The organism is Stenotrophomonas sp. S39 (genome assembly GCF_016624665.1).
GTDB lineage: Bacteria > Pseudomonadota > Gammaproteobacteria > Xanthomonadales > Xanthomonadaceae > Stenotrophomonas.
Map to the genome: position 1 here is coordinate 17,787 of NZ_JACVTT010000031.1, position 18,966 is coordinate 36,752.

At 63.3% G+C, this 18,966-nt stretch carries 13 protein-coding genes; 11 read left to right on the top strand and 2 right to left on the bottom strand.

Annotation, left to right across the window (positions count from 1 at the left end):
• Window positions 1-2 precede the first annotated feature (2 nt).
• From IAE41_RS10185 to IAE41_RS22530, 9 genes are all read left to right on the top strand, one after another.
• On the top strand, window positions 3-338 hold the full coding sequence (locus IAE41_RS10185; RefSeq protein ID WP_200733037.1) for a hypothetical protein: 336 nt from the start codon (window positions 3-5) through the stop codon (window positions 336-338).
• Window positions 339-388: 50 nt separating this feature from the next.
• Complete coding sequence (locus tag IAE41_RS10190) at window positions 389-823, top strand: SseB family protein (RefSeq protein WP_079223343.1); 435 nt, start codon at window positions 389-391, stop codon at window positions 821-823.
• A gap of 222 nt (window positions 824-1,045) precedes the next feature.
• On the top strand, window positions 1,046-3,802 hold the full coding sequence (locus IAE41_RS10195; RefSeq protein WP_200733038.1) for a type VI secretion system Vgr family protein: 2,757 nt from the start codon (window positions 1,046-1,048) through the stop codon (window positions 3,800-3,802).
• Window positions 3,792-4,721 (top strand): DUF4123 domain-containing protein, encoded by a 930-nt coding sequence (locus IAE41_RS10200; protein ID WP_200733039.1) that lies wholly within the window; start codon window positions 3,792-3,794, stop codon window positions 4,719-4,721. The genes IAE41_RS10195 and IAE41_RS10200 overlap by 11 nt, the downstream gene beginning before the upstream one ends.
• Entirely contained in the window at window positions 4,718-7,621 is a 2,904-nt protein-coding gene (locus IAE41_RS10205) for a T6SS effector BTH_I2691 family protein (protein ID WP_200733040.1), read from the top strand. The genes IAE41_RS10200 and IAE41_RS10205 overlap by 4 nt, the downstream gene beginning before the upstream one ends.
• Window positions 7,618-8,349 (top strand): putative type VI secretion system effector, encoded by a 732-nt coding sequence (locus tag IAE41_RS10210; RefSeq protein ID WP_200733041.1) that lies wholly within the window; start codon window positions 7,618-7,620, stop codon window positions 8,347-8,349. The genes IAE41_RS10205 and IAE41_RS10210 overlap by 4 nt, the downstream gene beginning before the upstream one ends.
• 848 nt (window positions 8,350-9,197) lie before the next feature.
• On the top strand, window positions 9,198-9,911 hold the full coding sequence (locus IAE41_RS22520) for a putative type VI secretion system effector (protein WP_234458419.1): 714 nt from the start codon (window positions 9,198-9,200) through the stop codon (window positions 9,909-9,911).
• Window positions 9,912-10,229: 318 nt separating this feature from the next.
• Entirely contained in the window at window positions 10,230-10,982 is a 753-nt protein-coding gene (locus IAE41_RS22525) for a putative type VI secretion system effector (RefSeq protein ID WP_234458420.1), read from the top strand.
• Window positions 10,983-11,051: 69 nt separating this feature from the next.
• On the top strand, window positions 11,052-11,798 hold the full coding sequence (locus IAE41_RS22530; RefSeq protein WP_234458421.1) for a putative type VI secretion system effector: 747 nt from the start codon (window positions 11,052-11,054) through the stop codon (window positions 11,796-11,798).
• Between the two features lie 44 nt (window positions 11,799-11,842).
• On the opposite strand, the gene IAE41_RS10230 is transcribed toward IAE41_RS22530, so the two are convergent.
• Window positions 11,843-13,063 carry a multifunctional CCA addition/repair protein gene (locus tag IAE41_RS10230; RefSeq protein ID WP_200733042.1) on the bottom strand — a complete coding sequence of 407 codons (1,221 nt, stop codon included), beginning with the start codon at window positions 13,061-13,063 and terminating at the stop codon, window positions 11,843-11,845.
• 93 nt (window positions 13,064-13,156) lie between these two features.
• Window positions 13,157-15,130, bottom strand: coding sequence for a transglycosylase SLT domain-containing protein (locus tag IAE41_RS10235; protein WP_200733043.1), 1,974 nt, complete (start codon window positions 15,128-15,130; stop codon window positions 13,157-13,159).
• 162 nt (window positions 15,131-15,292) lie between these two features.
• Between IAE41_RS10235 and IAE41_RS10240 the strand changes: the two genes are divergently transcribed.
• Together IAE41_RS10240 and IAE41_RS10245 are read left to right on the top strand one after the other, a co-directional pair.
• Window positions 15,293-15,700, top strand: coding sequence for a biopolymer transporter ExbD (locus IAE41_RS10240; RefSeq protein WP_200733044.1), 408 nt, complete (start codon window positions 15,293-15,295; stop codon window positions 15,698-15,700).
• A 360-nt stretch (window positions 15,701-16,060) separates the two neighbouring features.
• Window positions 16,061-18,847: a TonB-dependent receptor gene (locus IAE41_RS10245; RefSeq protein ID WP_234458423.1), complete on the top strand. Its 2,787-nt coding sequence runs from the start codon at window positions 16,061-16,063 to the stop codon at window positions 18,845-18,847.
• Window positions 18,848-18,966: the final 119 nt, after the last annotated feature.

Here is an 18,966-nt window from a genome sequence, read left to right on the forward strand (position 1 = left end):
CGATGATGATGATCGGCCAGCAGGAACGGGTGGTGGTGGTCGGCCCGACCGAGGCCCATCACTGCCTGCGCTGCCAGACCGAAACCGGCTTCGCCCCGCGGCTGCGCTACCGCATGGCGCGCATCGATCTGCTGTTCGGCTTCGTCTACCAGCGCCGCTACGAACTGGCCTGCACTGGCTGCGGGCATGGCTGGCTGCTGGATACCGACACCATGGACCAGCAGCTGGGCGGGGTGCCGATCCCGTTCCGCCACCGCTTCGGCCTGCCGGTGATGCTGGTGGTGGTGGCTGGCCTGGCGGTGGCCGGGTGGATGTGGCGGCAGGGCTATCTGGCCTGAGGCCCCGTCCTGCTAAAGTGACAGCCTGCAATCACGTACCGGAAGCGACCATGGACCACGACACGCCGTTCGAACCCCTCAACGACCTGGAGGTCCGCCTGCTGCAGGCACAGGACGGTACGCTGACCGCGTCGCAGTTCCTCGATGGCCTGCTGACCGCGCCGGTGTTCGTGCTGCTGGACAAGGCCATCGGTGAGGATGGCGCCTGGGACGAGACCATTTCGCCGTTGGTGCTGACCAGCGAGGGTGGCGAACCGATGTTCGCGGTGTTCACCGCGCCCGAGCGCGCCGGTCTCTGGCACGAGCAGCTGCCGCAGTTCGCCCATGCGATGCCGATTGCCGTGCACGCGCTGCTGGCCGGTATCGGCGAGGGCGTGGGCCTGGTGCTGAACCCGGGCCTGGATGTGGGCATGGAGATGATTCCCGATGCGGTGGCCCAGCTGAAGGATCGCGCTGCGGCGATTACCCGCGGGATGGCGCACTGACCGAGGGCCCGATCCGCCCGCTGTCGTTTTCAGACCGGCGTGGGCGATTGCGCGCCGGTTGCTGGGCCCGCCATGGGTGTTTCGTACTTTTTGTAAAGCGCTCAAAGGCCTGATGGTGTCAGCGTTTCGCGGGGGGTACGCCTCCCGTGTCGCATTTGCCTCTTCAACGAGCCGCTTTCCCGCAACACGCTCATGGCTCATTGGCTCTGCGCGCGTTGCTCCATGGATGGCTCCGCTTCTCGTCTGCACTGGCTTGCCCTGCGCTCGGCGCTGGCAAAGCCGCACGATGTGCATCGTTTCCTCAGGCTGCATACGACCTGCGGCCCCGATGTGCTGGTGGCCGAAACCCTCGATGGCGTCGAGCAGATCGACGGCATCGGCTTCCAGTGGACGATCACGGCGCTCTCGCTGGATGCGAGCCTGGCGCTGGCACCGCTGATCGGGCAGGGCGCGCTGCTGCAGCTGCAACAGGCCGACGGCAGCGTGCGACCGCTGCATGGACGCATCACCGCCGCCGAGCGGCTGGGCAGCAACGGCGGCCTGGCGCGCTACCGGCTGCGCCTGCAGCCCTGGCTGGCTTTCCTGTCGCAGCGCGTGGACAGCTACGTCTTCCATGACAAGACCGTGGTCGAGATCGTCGAAGACCTCTTCGCCGATTACGGCACGTTGGCGCCGGCCTGGCGCTGGTCGCTGGGCGATGCCAGCCAGTACGCGCGGCGCAGCCTGACCACCCAGTACCAGGAAAGCGACCTGGCCTTCATCCAGCGCCTGCTGGCCGAAGAAGGCATCTATTACTGGTTCGAGCATGCCGGCGAGCCCGGCGGCGCGGACTTCGGCACGCACACGCTGGTGCTGGCCGACCACAGCCACGACACCGCCGAGCTGGGCGTGGTGCGTTTCCACCGCCGCGACGAGAGTGAGCGCAGCGACAGCGTGCAGCAATGGTCCACCGCCAACCGCTGGCGGCCGGGCAAGGTCGAGCGCGCCACCTGGGATTACCGCACCCTGGAGCGCCGCCAGGCCAGTGCCGAGGCCGGGCAGGGCAACGACCTGGGCATCATCGACCGTGATACCTGCGGTCCTTACGGCTGGCAGGACAATGCCCGCGGCCAGCGCCGCGCACAGCAGCACCTGGATGCACTGCGCGTGCGCGCGCAGACCATCGACGGTGCCGGCCAGTGGCGCGTGCTGGCGCCCGGCGCACGATTCGGGCTGTCGCAGCACCCGCAGGTGGGCGAGGACGCTCGTTTCCTGTGCCTGTCGGTGCGGCACCAGGCGCGCAACAACCTCGATGCCGAGGTGTTTGATGCGCTGGAGAAGACTCTGGGCCCGGCCAGCGTCGCGGCCCCGGCACTGCCCGGCGCATTGTCCGGGCTGGCCTATGGCGATGCCCCCGGCGAGGTGTCCACCGCGTTCTACGACAACCGCTTCGTGGCCATTCCGGCTGAGGTGGTCTATCGCCCGCAGACCGAGGATGGCCACGGCGCGCACCTGCATCCGCGGCCGACGATCACCGGCACGCTCAGCGCGATCGTGGTCAGCGATGGCGACCCGCTGCTGTCCGACCGCGATCACCGCATCAAGGTACAGTTCCCCTGGCAGCGCGGCGGCAACGCCAGCAACGGTTTGGCCCACCCCGGTGGCGACGACAACGCCCCGGCCAACGGCGGCGCCTGGACCTGGGTGCGGGTGATGACCCCGTGGGCCGGTGACAACTGGGGCGGCGTGGTGCTGCCACGGCGTGGGCAGGAAGTGCTGGTGGCGTTCCTGGAAGGCGACATCGACCGCCCGGTGGTGGTCGGTGCGGTCTACAACGGCCGTGGCCAGCAGGATGCGCAGCACAACCAGATCAACGGCGGTGGCGGCAACGCCACCGGCAACGCGGCGGCGTGGTTCGAGGGCAATGACCACGCGGCGGTGTATACCGGCTTCAAGAGCCAGGCGCTGGCTGACAGCCAGGGCGGCACCGGCGGCTACCAGCAGCTTCGCTTCGACGACACGCCCGGGCAGGGCCGAGCCCAGCTGTCCACCACCCAGCACGAAACCACGCTGACGCTGGGCCACCTGAAGGGCGGCCAGGACAACGTGCGCGACGGTGAGCGTGGCTTTGGCGTGGAACTGGCCACGCAGGCACAAGGCGCACTGCGCGCGGGCCGCGGCCTGCTGCTGACCACCGAGCAGGGCACGCCGCAGATGGCCGCACCGCAGGCGCTGGCCCAGCTGCAGGAAGGGCAGCAGTTGCTGCAGCAGCTGGCCGAATCGGCGGCCAACCAGCAGGCGCAGCTGCCGAGCGACCCGGCCGAGCTGCCCGCGGACACCACGCTGGGCGAGCTGCAGGAACACCTGCGTGCGACCCACAGCGGCAGCACGGCCGGCAGCATCACCGGGGGCGATGGCGAAGCCCCCGGCTGGAGCGCCCCGATTCTGCTGGGCAGTGGCGTGGCCGGCGTGCTGAGCCTGACCCCGGCAGACCAGGTCTGGGTGAGCGGCACGCACACCACCCTGGCCAGCGGCGTGGCGCTGAACTGGATGACGCAGGGCTCGCTGACGCTGGCGGTTGCCGGCGGCCTGGTGCTGTACACCGCCGGTGTGCAGCCCAGCGGCGAGAGCCCGAACCAGGAACGCGGCATCGCACTGCACGCCGCGCAGGGCAAGGTCAGCGCACGCGCGCACAAGAACCAGGCGATCGTGGCGGCCAAGACCCAGGTGCGCATTGCCAGCACCGAAGCAGACGTGATGCTGTCGGCGCCGAGCAAGCATCTGCTGGCGACGGCGGCAGGGGCCTACATCCGCATTGAGGGCGACAACATCGAGCTGGGCGCGCCGGGGAAGGTGGAGTTCAAGGCGAGCCAGCGGGAGTGGGTGGGGCCGGCAACCAGTTCGGACGCGGCAGACGTACCTGCTGGGCAGTTCAAGGGCTGCGAACCGCACTTGACCGCAGCAGTGTGCCGGCACGAAGGATGCGCCGATGTCGGTTGAGTCGTTGTGCGAACAGCTGATTGGCATCGACCGCAGCAGCCCGGGGCAATGCCACCTGCTGATGCAGCCAGCGGTAGAGCGATGTGAGAGGGACGAGGCCTTCGACGCGCTGCTGGACTCGGCTGGAGTCCAACCGGTCCCGATCGTCATTCGGCAGATACCGGCTGCCATGTGGCCGTCCCTGATCCCGCTCGACCTGAGCAGAGGCATGCATTCCCTGCTGTCGGGCCAGGCGATGGCAATGGCGTTGGAGCAGCGCTCCCTGGCGTCACTGCTGACCGCACGCCCACAACGTGCGTGTGCGTGGCTATGGACGCCGCTGCTGACCCGGCAACTGGCCAACCAGCTAGCCGCGCAAGCGGTCGCTCACTGCCCGCACGCACAGGGTCGAAAGCGGTGGCTGCGCTTCTACGATCCGATGGTGACGGACCTGTTCCTGCACACCTCATCGCGTTCGCAACGGGCGTATCGCTTTGCCGGCGTCACAACGTGGATGTTCCTGGATCGCTGGGGACACTTGGCCATCAACAACATGGTCGCGCCTGCGCTGCCCGGTGACCCGGCCGTGTCCTGGCCGGAGGTGGAGTGCATTGGCGCATTGAACCAGGCTTGGATCGGAGCGCTGCAGACCGGCGACCTGCCCGACCGTTCCACCTTCGCCCACGTACAACGCTGTGTCGAAGAAGCGCACCGTCGTGGCGTGGCCAATGGACATGAGCTGGATCTGTTTGCAAGGCATGCGATCTCGCTTGGCGCTCACTTCCACAGGCATCCCACCGTTCAGAGGCTGCTGGCGCAGGTGGAGAAGGGCGAACGGTACGACGAACTGGCATGGCGCATTGAAGACGCAGAGTGGCAGGACATACGCGCGGCAGCGTCGGGACACGCAGCTGCGATCAAGGGAGGGTTGCACACATGACGCAGCATGGTGAGGAAGGAAACGACGTGAGCGGCTCCTACACCGGCACCAGCAACAGGGGAGTTCGCGGCAAGGACAGCCAAACCGTATCTGACCTTCCTGTTGTTACCGCCGCACCGCCGGAGTCGCAGAGCCGCGCGGTCTGCGACATCTGCTGCTCTACCGGACTCGCCATTCTGCCGGTGCGCTATACCTTGGTACCCGACAGTTGTGACGTCGACCTGGGCGGACTATCACCCTCACATATGCCCGACGCTGACATGAGTGCAGCGGGACTTGCGCATGCCCTCAGGACCATGCGCCAAGGCATGTTGTACCTGTACTACGAGAAGGGGCCTTACGGTCCTCAGTACTGGGAATGCTACGCCATCGCCGAGAACGGTACGTTGTGGCGGCAGCCTTCCGCAATGAGCGCCCGCCCTATCGTCGGAGCAGGGCTGCCGAGCTGTGGGCGCAGCGGTCACGATTACATGCGCACCGAGTTCATCACCATACCGCGGCCCGATGTGTGCGGGACGGTCTGGCTCGCCTACTCCCAGCACCCATGGACGCCCGCGACGCTGGACCGCTATGGGTCCGACCCGGTCCTGCGCGCCGAGCGGATGCAGTCGATCGAGCCTGCCAGATGGATCAGGTCGGCGAGAGCGGAGGGCGACCAAGCACCGTTGAAGGACGCCGCTGGGCTGGCCTCCATCATGGAATACCGGTTGCTGGACAATCCCTCGGGCGATCCGCCGGATCTCCCTTACATCAGCGCGCTCCCGGCGGCTTCCACGCTGGATGGCGCACTCAACGTCGCACGGCTGCGAAAGCATGGCACGCGTTACCCATGGTCACGGCGGGACTACCCCCGTAACGGCGGTATCGACCCTCGCGAGCACCGCTTCAAGCTGCTGCAGCAACACAGCAGTAACGGGCGAATCGGCAGTGATCGCCACGAGTACCCGCCCATGCTGCTGGGACTATGGGATGCGGTTGGGGCTGTGCATGAGCTCAGTGGCTACTGCAATGACCTCGCTGCCTGCATCGGCCAGTTCAAGCGTGAGCGCGAGCTGGAGGTTTCAGCGGTTGACCAGATCGAACAGATCTCGCGGCTGCTGGAACTCAATGGCGCGGTGATGGCTGGGAACTATGCAGCGCAGACCGTGCGGGAGGAGGAACGGCAGCTCCGTCTCGGGAATCCCTCGCTTCCGTCATGGGACCCGAGAGTGAAGATTCCTGACGAGGAAAAACGGAAGCGGGAGCAGGCATACAAGGACATGTTTCTGCCGCTCTATCTGCAGGATGCGCAGGAAGCGTGGAAGAACAAGTATTGGCCGCTGATTGATGAGCCTCGCTTTACCGCGTTCAAGAAGAACCTGGATGCAATGGCGCAGATGGTGCTCGACCGGTTGGGCCCAGAGATGGCTGTGCTGGTTGCCTGGCTCCGCCATGATCTGTTTCTGGCGACGCTTGAGGACTTTGACGGACAGTCTGCGGCGCAAGGCGTGTGGTTCGAAGAAGTAATCACCGATGCCATCGCGGCGCTCGGCATGCACGAGATCGGTCGTGCATTTTTGACTGAATCGGCCAACGACACAAAGGTTACCGGAAGAGGATCCCTGCTCTGGCGAGCGGTTGCCAAGAACCAGAAAGAGGCTCGCGAGGAGCTGGAGCAGACACTCTCGGCGGCGCAGGTCGGGGCCGACACAATTCTTGAGGTGGCCGGCGCAAGCTGGGCGGCATTTGTCGCAGGCACCGCACATCTGAAGTCTTTCTTGACCCTTCACCGCAAGTTGGAGGTGGCGCAGAAGGAGGCTGCGCCCTCCACCGCCAGTGCCCGCATCCTTCGCGACAGTGGCGTTGATCGCTTCGTCACTACCGCAGGTGCGTACCTCCTGAATCGATTCCCGATGAAGGGCATCCAGGATACTGTCGGCAATGCCATGGTCCGCGTTGTGCTCCTGACGCGGGCATTGATGGAGCGCGATGAGGCGATCAGCCTGGTGGCCGAAGAGCTGAGCAGTGGCCAGCAGGGCAAGCGCTATTTCCTGGAGCGCATCCAGTTCTATCGCAAGGAGGGGAGTGCACTGCCGATGCAGTTCGCACTCCGCGATCTGGAGCTGCACCACGGCGCGCTGGCGATGCGCAAGCGTTGGCAGGCAGCGGCGGAGAGCAGCCGTAATGTCGTCGGTCTGAATTCCCTTACGGGCGTGCTGGAGATGGTGAACTTCATCCATCTGGCAACCAAGGTCGATAAGGACACGCGCGACTATGCGACGTTATTGGCGTCCGGCATGTCGCTTTTGGCTGTGTACACCAGTGTGCATGAAACCGTAGCCAAGGAGTTCTTTGGGGAGGGCAGTGTCAGTGCCATTCGGATGAAGGCTGCCGGCAGTGTGCTTGCGGGGGCGGGTAGTTTTATTGGGGCGTATTACACCCTGGACGAGGCTAATGCGACCGTGAGGAAAGGCAACTACGCTCATTTCACAGCGCTCTTGGTCAAGGGTGGCGTGGCAGGAGCAGCCGGATCTGCTCATTTTCTGACGGCGCTTGCTTATTCCTCCCCGGTGATCGAACGGACTGTTGGGAGAAATGGACTAACTTTAGGTCTGAGGGGGCTGCATGCTGGACTTGAAGTTGCCGCAGGAAGAGAAGGCGGACAGATAGTCGCATCGCAGGCAATGAAACGCGTCGGCGTGTGGATCTTGCGGTTGAGTGGCTGGGAGGTGGCTTTGATTCTGTTGGCCATTGAGGCGCTGATCTGGGCGATCAGCCCAAATGAGCTGGAGAAATGGTGTGCGAAAAACTCCTTAGGAAGAGGGGCTGAAAAGAAGGTTGGAGGTTCTTATTCAACAGCTCGGGAGCAGCAGCTGGCGTTTGAAAAGGCTCTCGGTGCCGTGTCTGCGAGGGTGCAATGATTACTGAAATTCAGGTAGATCCTACTGGCAGTGGCCCGCTTGAAACTGAGGTTGGAAAAATTGTGGGTCTGAGGGTTCAGCATTGCGTAAAGAACGTGTTCTGGCGGGAAGGTGATCGGGAGGGGATGGCGGCCACCGGTGCATTAGCAGCGGCGCTGGGCCTTAGTGGGCCAGCAGCAGGCATGGCCATGATGTCTGTGGAGGAAATGGAAGAGCCAGTTACCAAAGTTGAGTTCAGACTTGGTGAAATGGATGTGGAAGGGCTTCTCTGGAACTGGCCTTTCAACGAGGGTGATGTTGTTCGAGTTGTCGGTGCACGGAACGACGAAGGAAGGTTCTTTGCTATCTCAGTTCTTGATGAAGATAGAAGGATCATTGTTTCCTATCCGCATGTTAGTGCTGGTACGTTGGCGCATTGGATTTCAGTGCTTAAATACTCGCTTGTGATCTCAATTCCGTGGTGGGGGTTGGTAATAGCTTTCTATGCATGGAAATTTTATGCGCCATTTCACCTGTTGGTTCAGTCATATTTCGTGGGCGTTCTTGTTTTTTGTGTGATTGGGTATCGAGTTGGTCGTAGATTTGTCAGTTACGCTAAATTGGCGGATTCGGTTTTTTCTACGCTTGGGTGGAAGGGGGCTAGGGGAATAAATCTTCGTAGATTGACCAAGAGGAAGCGACAGGCAGGTGATCATGTCGCTCTGGGTGATACCTATTTCAGATATTGAATTCTCTACATCAGTGTTGGGGCGATGACCGGCAGATGCTCGACCAGTTGGTCTGAAAGCAAAATTCCGCTGGATATAGAGGCTGGTGTGATCTCAAAACTTTTCGTTGAACATGCGTTCGAGGATGTTCTGTCCCGTTCTGACGATCGAGAGCAAATGGCCGCAGTGGGTGTAGTTGCAGCGGCGCTTGGCTTGAGCGGGCCATCAGCAGGCATGGCCGTGATGTCAAGCGAAGGGGGGGCGGAGCCAGTGGTACGAGTCAGGTTCATGCTGGGAGATCTATCGGTGTCTGCGCTGCTGTGGAACTGGCCGTTTAGGGAGGGGCAGAGCGTTAGAGTGGTGGGCAAGCGATGGCCCGACGGAACGTTCTTTGCGATCTCTGTATTGGACGAGGATGAGAGGCTGATCGTTTCCTATCCTCATGTTACGGCAGGCAGTACCTCGCACTGGCTGCGTGTCTTCTGGATTTCCTTGGCGATCTCAGTTGTTTGGTGGGGGGGGGGCGGCTGTTCTCGCAACTGCCTTTGTTTGGGACGTCAAATCCGATAGTAAGTTCGAAGTTATTTCTGGCACCTGTATTGCCGGAGCCTCAATTTTTGGAGTGATTGGATGGAGGATCGGGCGTCGTCTATCTGGATTTGCGAGGATGGCAGACCGCGTATTCACTGCGCTGGATTGGTGCGATCCCACGAAGATTAATCTCAGGTCTGGAAAGTTCGCTCAGGCGCGAAAGGGCGATTCTTCCGGCGTTGGGGATACCTACTTCAGATACTAGTTGCTATCAAATAGGCAGTGTGGGGGCGCTACTGGCCTGGTTTCGATCCGGTCCGTCAAGGAGTGGTATGCAAATGAGTGGCGGCAAAGAGGCTCTGCTTGAAATGGAGAGCGGAGTTATCTCCGGTCTCAAAGTTCAATACGTGATGGAAAACATTTTCTGGCGAGAAGGCGATCGCGTAGGAATGGCTGCGACCGGTGCGTTGTCCGCCGCATTAGGCCTCAGTGGTCCAGCAGCAGGTATGGCGATGATGTCTGCGGAGGAAATGGCGGAGCCGGTCACGAAAGTCGAATTCCGTCTTGGCGACCTCGCCGTGGAAGGTATTCTCTGGAACTGGCCCTTTAGCGAAGGTGACCTCGTTCGAGTTGTTGGGACACGGGGGCGCGAAGGTAAATTCTTTGCTATCTCAGTTCTTGATGAGGAGAAGAGATTGATCGTCTGCTATCCGCACGTCAGTTCTGGCACGTTGGCGCATTGGATTGTAGTGCTAAAACTATCGCTTGTGATTCTGATTCCTTGGTGGGGATTTATAATAGCTCTGTTTGCTTGGTTGACATCCGCGCCATTTTATTTCTTGGCTCGGGCGTATTTGATTGGTGTTCTTGTTTTCTGTTTAATTGGATATCGAATTGGTCGGCGGTTTGTTTGTTACGCAAAAATGGCGGATTCTATTTTTTCTACGCTTGGGTGGAAAGGTGTGAGGCGAATAAATCTTCGTGGAGTCACCAAGAGGAAGCGACAGGTAGGTGATCATGTCGCTCTGGGTGATACCTATTTCAGATATTGAATTCTCTACACCAGTGTTGGGGTGATGTCCGGCAGATGCTCGATCAGTTGGCCTGAAAGTGGAATTCCGCTTGATACGGAGGCTGGTGTGATCTCAGAGCTTTTCGTTGAGCATGCGTTCGAGGATATTCTGTGCTGTTCTGTTTGCCGGGCCGGATTGGAGCGATCCTAAAAAGATCAATCTCAGATCCGGAAAGTTGGCTCGAGCGCGAGAGGGTGATGGCTCCGGTATTGGGGATGCCTATTTCAGGCGCCAGGAATTATCAATGGCGCGGTATGGTGGCGGGTATGATTTGAAAATTGTTACGAGGTCATCGTCGTGAATGTTTCGCGGTCCCGGGCTTTGCAAGGAATTGGTCCGTTCGATACTGAAACTGGGATTATTTCCGGCCTGCGCATAATGCACGTTGTAGAAAATGTGTTCTGGCGTAGTGGCGATCGCGAGGGTGTGGCCGCCACTGGAGCCTTTGCTGCTGCACTCGGTCTCAGTGGTCCTGCGGCCAGCATGGCGATGATGTCCTCCGAGGAGATGGAGGAGCCAGTTGTCCGAGTTGAGTTCCGACTAGACGATTTGATCGTGAAAGGCCTGCTCTGGAACTGGCCCTACAAGGAAGGAGATCTCGTGAAAGTGGTCGGAAGCCGAAACCCGGACGGAGTATTTATCGCGTTCTCGGTATTGGATGAGCGCAAGAGATTGATTGTCTCCTACCCACACGTCAGTGCTGGCAGTCGCGCTCACTGGATCTCGGTCTGGAAGTACACGTCATTGATTTCGTTGCCGATATGCACATTTTCTACCGTAGGTATTGGCCTGAATTCTCTAGGCATCCTGGAGGACGGATGGTTGTTGTTGAAGTTGCTGCTTTGCATATTTGCTGGGCTCCTGCTCATCGCTGCCACTGTTGGGGTCAGTATTGGCTATCGATTTCACCGGTTTGCCCGGCTTGCTGACGGCATATTTGGCTCGCTTGGCTGGGGCGACAGTAAGAGTGTGAATCTAAGGCGTATTACAAAACTCAAAAGAAGCCCGAGTGATCCTGCTGCGCTTGGTGATACCTATTTCAGATACTGAGAATCTCTTGATGATTTCGATGGCGGATACGCGCCGGTCAGCGTGTGGCTTTTCCAAGGTGGATTTGCAGTGAATCGCAAACCTAAGCCGGGCTCGACCGGCAAGGTGCTGTTCGAGACGGAAACCGGCATCATTTCCAGTCTGCGGGTCAGACATGTGGTGCAGAACGTCTTCTGGCGCGACGGGGATCGCGAAAAAATGGCCGCCACGGGCACCGCTGCCGCCGCGCTGGGCCTTAGCGGGCCCGCCGCTGGCATGGCGATGATGTCCAATGAGGAAACGGAAGAACCAGCGACGAGGGTGGAGTTTCGATTCGGCGAAATGCTGGTGAAGGGACTGTTCTGGAATTGGCCCTTCAAAGAGGGCGACTCCGTGCGGGTGGTCGGGCGTCGGGACAAGGCGGGGAACTTCATTGCCTTGTCCGTCCTCGATGAGCAGAAGAGGCTCATCGTTTCCTATCCGTATGTCAGTTCAGGTAGCTGGGCCCACTGGATCGCGGTGGCCAAGTACTCGCTGGCGCTATCTGTTCCCTTGTACATGATCCACGTCGCGTTCTTCCTGATCGACGCTCTCACGGGAGACGGACTGCCAACCTTGGAGATGATCGCGGATGCGTACTTGATATGCGTTCTGGTCTGCTTCTACCTTGGATACAGAATTGGCCGCTATTTCACGCGGTTCGCAAAGATGGCCGATGCGATATTCGGAACGCTGGGTTGGCCCAATGCAAAGCGCATCAATCTGCGACGCATCACCAAGCGGAAGCGTCAGCCGGGCGACCACCCCGCCTTGGGTGATACCTATTTCAGGTACTGACCATCAGCGGCTGACACCACGCTTCCCCAGCAAACCACACATTTCTACCGCGCCGCCGCAATCGCCTTCACCCTGGCCCGCGCCAGTGCCTCGCCCACCGCAGGGCCCTTCAGGTGGCTCAGGTCCAGATCACGCGCCTGTACCGACAGCGCGGCCTGGTGCAGGCGCTTGAGCGTTTCGCCCTGCGGGTAATCGCCTTCTTCAAAGCCCAGACGGCCGCGCTTGTCGGCCTCGCAGCACAGGGCGATGCGGGCCACGCGCTCGGGCCGGCGCAGCGCATCGCAGCGGCCCAGCAGCTCCAGCACAGTGGCATCGCGTAGTTCGTCGATGCGGTGCACGTTCAAGTGTTCACGGCAGACGGCTTCGGCCAGCTGCTGATGCTCGGTGGGAATCTTCAAGCGCGCGCACAGCGCCTTGAGCGGCTTCAGACCACGCTGCTCGTGCATGATGTGGCGCGGCCATTCGTCCGGCGGGGTCAGGCCCTTGCCGAGGTCGTGGGTGAGTGCGGCGAAGCCGACCAGGTCATCGCCGGGTGCCAGGCGGGCGGCCATGTCGCTGACCATTTCCTGGTGGATGCCGGTATCCACTTCGGGGTGGAACTCAGCACGCTGCGGTACGCCGTACAGCGCTTCCAGTTCGGGAAGGATCGGGCCCAGCGCATGCGCGTCGTGCAGGGTGCGCAGGAAGGCCGACGGGCGTTCGCAGGCCAGTGCCTTGCGCAGTTCCTGCCACACGCGTTCGGGCACCAGCGCGTCCAGCTCGCCACTGGCGGCCACCTCGCGCATCAGCGCCAGGGTCTCTTCGGCAACGGTGAAACCCAGGGGGGCGAAGCGCGCCATGAAACGCGCCGCGCGCAGCACGCGCAGCGGATCTTCGACGAAGGCAGGGCCGACGTGACGCAGTACGCGCTGCTGGATGTCACGCGCGCCGCCATAGGGGTCGACCAGGGTGCCATCGGCTTCATCGCAGGCGATGGCGTTGATGGTGAAATCGCGACGCTGCAGGTCTTCTTCCAGGGTGACGGCCGGATCGGCATCCACCACGAAACCGCGGTAGCCGCGGCCGGATTTGCGCTCGGTTCGCGCCAGCGCGTATTCCTCACCGGTCTTGGGGTGCAGGAACACCGGGAAATCGCGGCCCACGGCGGTGTAGCCCTGCGCTTCCATCTGCGCGGGCGTGGCGCCGACCACCACCCAGTCACGGTCGCCGGCGGGGCGCTGCAGCAGGCGGTCGCGCACGGCGCCGCCAACAAGATAGATCTTCATGGGGGGATGATCGCACGGGCGTGTGTCGCCGCGCTGTGCGCTCGCCGGGCATGGCCCGGCGCTACCGGATCGGAAGGCACGACCCCGCGTCGATCAATCCCCGCCCTGGTCGGCGTCCGCCGCGCAGGTGAAGGCCTTGCGCTTGTCCACCAGGCGACCCATCAGCCGGTCGCTCAGCGGCAGCGCGTTGCCGTTGAGGCGCCAGTCGTAGATGACGCTGAAGGCCAGCACGCGGGCCACGTACTCGCGCGTTTCCTTGTAGCTGATCGTCTCGATCCACAGGTCCGGGTCGAAGCCCGGGCGCTGGGACTGCCAGCGTGCGGTCGGGGTCGGCCCGGCGTTGTAGGCGGCGATGGTGACGTAGGGCAGGCCGTCGTACTTGTTCATCAGCTGGCGCAGGTAGGCCGTGCCGATGGCGATGTTGGTGTCCGGGTCGTACAGGCTGTCGGCGCCGCCGTAGGCAGTCAGGCCGATGTTCTTCGCCACGCCCGCGCCCGTGGCCGGCAGCACCTGCATCAGGCCCATGGCATTGGCAGGCGAGCGCGCGCGCGGGGTGAAGGTGCTCTCGGCGCGGATCTCGGCGGCTACCCAGGCCGGGTCGATGGCATTGCGCGAGGATTCGCGGCGGATGGTGCTGTCGTGGTGCAGCGGGAAGCGCAGGTCGTACAGGCGCTGTTCCTGCGGCTGCTTGCCGAGTGCGAACACGGCGCGGTCGAACCAGCCATTGTCCTGTGCCACACGCACCGCCAGGCGGCGCTGGGTGTCATCGAAGCGGGCCAGCGCGCTGTTCCACTCGGCCACGGCCCAGCCGTTGCGATCGATCTGGTACAGCGCCATCGCGCGCTGGATGGCCGGGTCGCGGGCGACGGCGGCCTGCGCCTGGGCGCTGTCATTGGGCTTCCACGGGCACAGCGTGTAGTTCTGCTGCAGCTTGTCGGCGGCGAGGAAACCGTGGAAGGTCGGCGCGCGCGCGGCGCTGCGGAACAGCGACTGGGCCTGCTGCGCGTGCCCGGTCTTTTCCAGCATGCGTCCTTCGAAATACGCCCAGCGCGAATCCGTGCGCTGCTTGCTGCCCATCTTGCGGATGGCGGTGAGTGCGGCCGGCCAGTCGCCACGCGACATCGCCTCGCGCACGCGCCATTCGTGCAGGCGCTCGTCGTAGGCCGATTCGGGCACCGCGTTGAGGCGGCGCGCGGAGTCGGGCAGGTAGGAGGCTACTGTCCACAACGCGATCTGGTACCGCACCTGGGCCTGTTGTTCGGCACTCAGGCCCAGCGCCTGTGCGTACTGCGGCAGCTGCTGTTCGGTGGCGCCGGGGTCGGCCTTGGCCAGCTTTTCCAGCCCATCGGTGGCGATGCGCCGGCTGCGTTCATTGCGCGGCCAGTTCAGCGCGCTGGCATTGGGCTTGTCGACGAAGGCGGCATAGGTGTTGGCCAGGGTCAGATCGGCCGCGGGGAGGCCACGCGCGGCGCTGCGCATCACCGCGGGCTGCTGCGCGTCGGCAGCGGCGTCGACGCGTTCCCAACGCAGTGCATCGCTCATGCCGCCCTGCGCCTGCAGCACAGCGAACACCGCATCGCAGGCATCGGGCAGTGATTTGCCGTTCTTGCGCCACAAGTCCTGCGCCTCGCTGATCCACTGCGGGTCGACCTTGCCGGTGGCCTGGCGCGCGGTCAGCTGCGCGCAGCGCAGGCCGAGGTTGTCGGTCGGTGCCCAGTTGGCCAGCAGGGTAGGCCAGTCCTGGCGGCGGGCCACCGAGGGCAGCCAGACGCTGCGGAAGCTGTTGGCCACGGCCTGCCCCTCATAGCGCTTGAGGAAGGCCTGCGCCTGGCCGCTATCGACCGTATCGATGTTGCGGCGCAGCTGGGCGAACTCGACCCAGCCATAGGCCGGGTGGCGGCTGAGCGCGGCGGCCTGGCCCGGACCGAGCTGGCCGCGTTCGGCAGCGTCGATGGCGGCCTTGAGCTGGCCGCTCTGGGCGTCGAGTGACTGGGCGCTGGCGCAGCCGATCAGCAGCGATGCGGACAGCGGGAGCAGGGACAGGGCGGTCGAAGAGCGTCGGGTCATGGCGCCAGCATAGCGGGCGCTGGCTGAATTCAGTTTCTCGCCGCGTGCACGTCGCAGCGCGGGCAACGGCAGCTGAATGCTTCGTGGATGCCCACTGCCGTCGGCACATGGCGGCGGCGTACTGTCGGCTTGGGCGAACGGCCCGGGTGCAAGGAGTGGCACATGGCGTTCAACAGCGCAGGAAGAAGCGGTCCCTTGGCGGAGATCAATGTCACGCCGCTGGTGGATGTGATGCTGGTTCTGCTGATCATTTTCATCGTTACCGCGCCGATGCTGTCGCGGCCCATCGCGGTGCAGTTGCCGCAGGCCACCGACCGGGTGGTCGATCGTCCCGACCCACCGCCACCGGTCGAGCTGCGCCTGGATGCGTCCAGCCAGCTGAGCTGGAATGGCCAGCCGATGGCCATCGGTGATCTGCAGGCCCGCCTGCGCGCCCAGGCCAGTGAGCACGCCGGCAACCTGCCGGAGCTGCGCATCGCCACCGATCCGTCTGCCGAGTACGAAGGCATGGCGAAGATCCTGGCGGCGGCCGAGGCGACGGGGATGGAGCGGATCGCGTTCGTGCGATGACCGCTGGCGAGGACGGCCCGGCATCCGTGCGGGCCGTCCTTCGTCTGGGCGTGGCTGTCGTTTTGGCCCGCATCCGTTCAGCGCTCTTGATGGTGCATTGCCGCACCTTTTGCGCATTTCAGGACATTAATTGACGCGATCTCCGGTCTGTTCCGTCAATTCCACGTGAAATGGTGTCCGTCGTCACGTCGTGATTTTTACCGCTTGTTTACAAAGGAGACGCTGCCGCCATGCAGGGGGGAGCGCGGCAGTCCATGTCCCGACATTCCTTTGGAGAGAGAGCGAATGAATCACCTGCATTACCGCCCCTTGGCGGTCGCTGTTGCGCTGTGCGTGACGGCCCTGGCACCGCTGGGGGCAATGGCCCAGACGGCCACCACCCTGGATGCCGTCGAAGTCACCGGCACGCGCATCAAGCGCGCTGAAGTGGAAGGCCAGGTGCCGATCCAGACGTTGAGCCGTGGCGACATCGAGCGCACGGGCCTGAGCTCGATCGGCGAAGTGCTGCAGCAGCTCACCGGTTCGGGCTCGGCGCTGAACGCCAAGTTCAATTCGTCCGGCAACTTCGGCTTCCCGCCGGATGGCAGCGGTGTCGGCGCGGGTTCGGCCCAGGTCGACCTGCGCCACCTGGGCGCCAAGCGCGTACTGGTGCTGGTCGACGGCATCCGCTGGGTCAATGAATCATCGGCCTCCGGCGTGGGCGCGGCCACCGACCTGAACACCATTCCGCTGGCGATCGTTGAACGCATCGAAGTGCTGGAAGACGGTGCGTCGTCGCTGTACGGCTCCGATGCGATCGCCGGCGTGGTCAACATCATCACCCGGCGCGATTTCGATGGCGGGCAGGTGACCCTCAACTACGGTGAGTACAGCAAGGGTGATGGCACGCAGAAGGGCGTGGACCTGGCCTGGGGCACCAGCGGCGAGCGCTACAGCCTGTTCCTCGGCGCCAGCTGGACCCGGCAGGACGCGGTGTACGCACGCGACCGCGAGCAGTCGCGCTTTCCCATCCCCGGTACCGGGCTGGCCTTCGGCAGCGGTGGCATCCCGCAGGGGCGTTTCGCCTTCGTCGATCCCAACACCGGCGCCGAACAGGACATCGTGCCCAACACCGGCGTGAGCAACCCGCGCTATGACGGCAGCGCCGGCTGCAACCGCAGCGATGACTACCACTGCTTCACCAGTGCCGATCGCTTCAACTTCGCCGAATACAACATGGTGCTGACGCCGTCCGAGCGCAAAGGCGTGTTCGGCCAGTTCCGCTTCGACATCACCGACGACGTGCAGTGGTACGTCAAAGCGCTGGGCAACCGCCGCGAATCGACCAACCAGGCGGGCCCGGAACCGCTGTTCTTCGGCCCTGACGGCGCCACCGGCAATCCGCTGGCCGACAACATCGTGGTGTCGGCGCTGAACCCGTACAACCCGTTCGGCTTCGACCTGGCGTCCGGCGACAACATGACCCTGATCGGTCGTCGACCGGTGGAGGGCGGCGCGCGCGTGTTCGAGCAGGAGGTCAACACGACCTACTTCGCCACCGGGCTGGTGGGCAGTTTCCAGGCGGCGAACCGCAGCTGGTACTGGGACGTCAACGGCATGTACAGCAAGAACAAGGCCGAGCAGACCAACTACGGCAGCTACAACATCTACAACGTGAACCTGGCGCTGGGTGATCCGGCACTGTGCGCCGCAACCCCCGGCTGCGTGCCGCTGAACATCTTCGGCGGCGTCGGCTCGATCACCCCGGACATGCTGCGCTGGATCCAGCCGGTGGTGCGCGACCGCAGCCAGAACGAGCTGAGCCTGGTCACCGCCAACCTGTCCAGTGATCTGTTCACGCTGCCGGCCGGCCCGGTCTCCTTCGCCACCGGCCTGGAGCACCGCCGCTATGAAGGCTGGTACCAGCCGGATCCGCTGACGGTGATCGGCCACTACAACGGCGTGCCCTCGCAGCCGACGTCCGGTTCGTACGACGTCAACGAGGCCTACGTCGAGCTGAGCATCCCGATCTTCGCCGATTCGTCGCTGGGCAAGAAGCTGGACCTGAGCCTGGCCGGGCGCTATTCGGATTACTCCACCTTCGGTGGCGAGTTCACCCCCAAGTACGGCCTGCGCTGGCAGGTGACCGATGACTTCGTGCTGCGCACGACCTACGCCGAGGGCTTCCGTGCGCCGTCCATCGGCGAGCTGTACGGTTCGGCCGCGCGTGCGGACCTGCAGCTGTTCGATCCCTGCTCGGTGGGCCTGGGCGGCACCGCGCCGCGCGGCAATCCTGCCAACTGCGCCGCGCTGGGCGTGCCGACCGGCTTCCAGCAGGCCAACTCGCAGATCTCGGTGACCACCGGCGGCAACCGCGAACTGGAGCCGGAGCGTTCGCGCAGCTTCAGCGCCGGTTTCGTGTGGAGCCCGTGGTTCGGCAACGACACCTCGTGGTCCGAACGCTTCGACGTGGAGGTGACCTTCTATCGCCACAACATCGACGGCGCGATCCAGGCGATCAACGCACAGACCCAGCTGGACCTGTGCGTGGATACGCTGGACCCGATCTACTGTGATGGCATCACCCGCGCCAGCACCGGTGCGGTCAGCAGCTTCAACAACCGCCTGACCAACCTGGGTTCGATCAAGACCGATGGCTGGGACGTGGACATGTTCTGGACGCTGCCGCAGAGCGACATCGGCCAGTTCAAGCTGGGCTGGAAGAACACCTTCGTCGGCCGCTACGAGGCCACGGGTGCGGCCGGCCAGCGGCAGCCGCAGAAGCCGGGCGTGGAAGTGGCCGACAGCTCGATTCCGGAATGGACCAGCAACGCCAGCATCGGCTGGACGCTGGACAACTGGAGTGCCAACTGGACGGTGCGCCACATCTCCGAGCTGACCGAAGACTGCGGTGATGCGGTGGCCTTCCCGGTGTGCAGCAACCAGGCCGCCGGTACCAATACGCTGTCCGCCACCACCTACCACGATGTGCAGGTGGGCTACAAAATCAACTGGATGAAGGGGCTGCAGCTGACCGCGGGCCTGAACAACGTGTTCGACAAGGATCCGCCGATCTGCCTGTCGTGCTCGTTGAACGGCTACGACGCCTCGACCTATGACATTCCGCGTGGCCGCTACTGGTACATGCGCGCGGACCTGCGGTTCTAGGCTGACAGGCAGGTGCCAGGGAACGGCACCTGCGTTTCACTGGTAGCGCCGGGCCATGCCCGGCGGCTTTTCGCTGTTCTGTAGAGCCGAGCCATGCTCGGCTGCTTTGGTCGAAAGCC

Bases quoted from the DNA above. Each gene is read 5' to 3' on its own strand.
- IAE41_RS10185 (WP_200733037.1), top strand. From the start codon at position 3: ATGATGATGATCGGCCAGCAGGAACGGGTGGTGGTGGTCGGCCCGACC.
- IAE41_RS10190 (WP_079223343.1), top strand. From the start codon at position 389: ATGGACCACGACACGCCGTTCGAACCCCTCAACGACCTGGAGGTCCGC.
- IAE41_RS10195 (WP_200733038.1), top strand. From the start codon at position 1,046: ATGGATGGCTCCGCTTCTCGTCTGCACTGGCTTGCCCTGCGCTCGGCG.
- IAE41_RS10200 (WP_200733039.1), top strand. From the start codon at position 3,792: ATGTCGGTTGAGTCGTTGTGCGAACAGCTGATTGGCATCGACCGCAGC.
- IAE41_RS10205 (WP_200733040.1), top strand. From the start codon at position 4,718: ATGACGCAGCATGGTGAGGAAGGAAACGACGTGAGCGGCTCCTACACC.
- IAE41_RS10210 (WP_200733041.1), top strand. From the start codon at position 7,618: ATGATTACTGAAATTCAGGTAGATCCTACTGGCAGTGGCCCGCTTGAA.
- IAE41_RS22520 (WP_234458419.1), top strand. From the start codon at position 9,198: ATGAGTGGCGGCAAAGAGGCTCTGCTTGAAATGGAGAGCGGAGTTATC.
- IAE41_RS10230 (WP_200733042.1), bottom strand. From the start codon at position 13,063: ATGAAGATCTATCTTGTTGGCGGCGCCGTGCGCGACCGCCTGCTGCAG.
- IAE41_RS10235 (WP_200733043.1), bottom strand. From the start codon at position 15,130: ATGACCCGACGCTCTTCGACCGCCCTGTCCCTGCTCCCGCTGTCCGCA.
- IAE41_RS10240 (WP_200733044.1), top strand. From the start codon at position 15,293: ATGGCGTTCAACAGCGCAGGAAGAAGCGGTCCCTTGGCGGAGATCAAT.
- IAE41_RS10245 (WP_234458423.1), top strand. From the start codon at position 16,061: ATGGCCCAGACGGCCACCACCCTGGATGCCGTCGAAGTCACCGGCACG.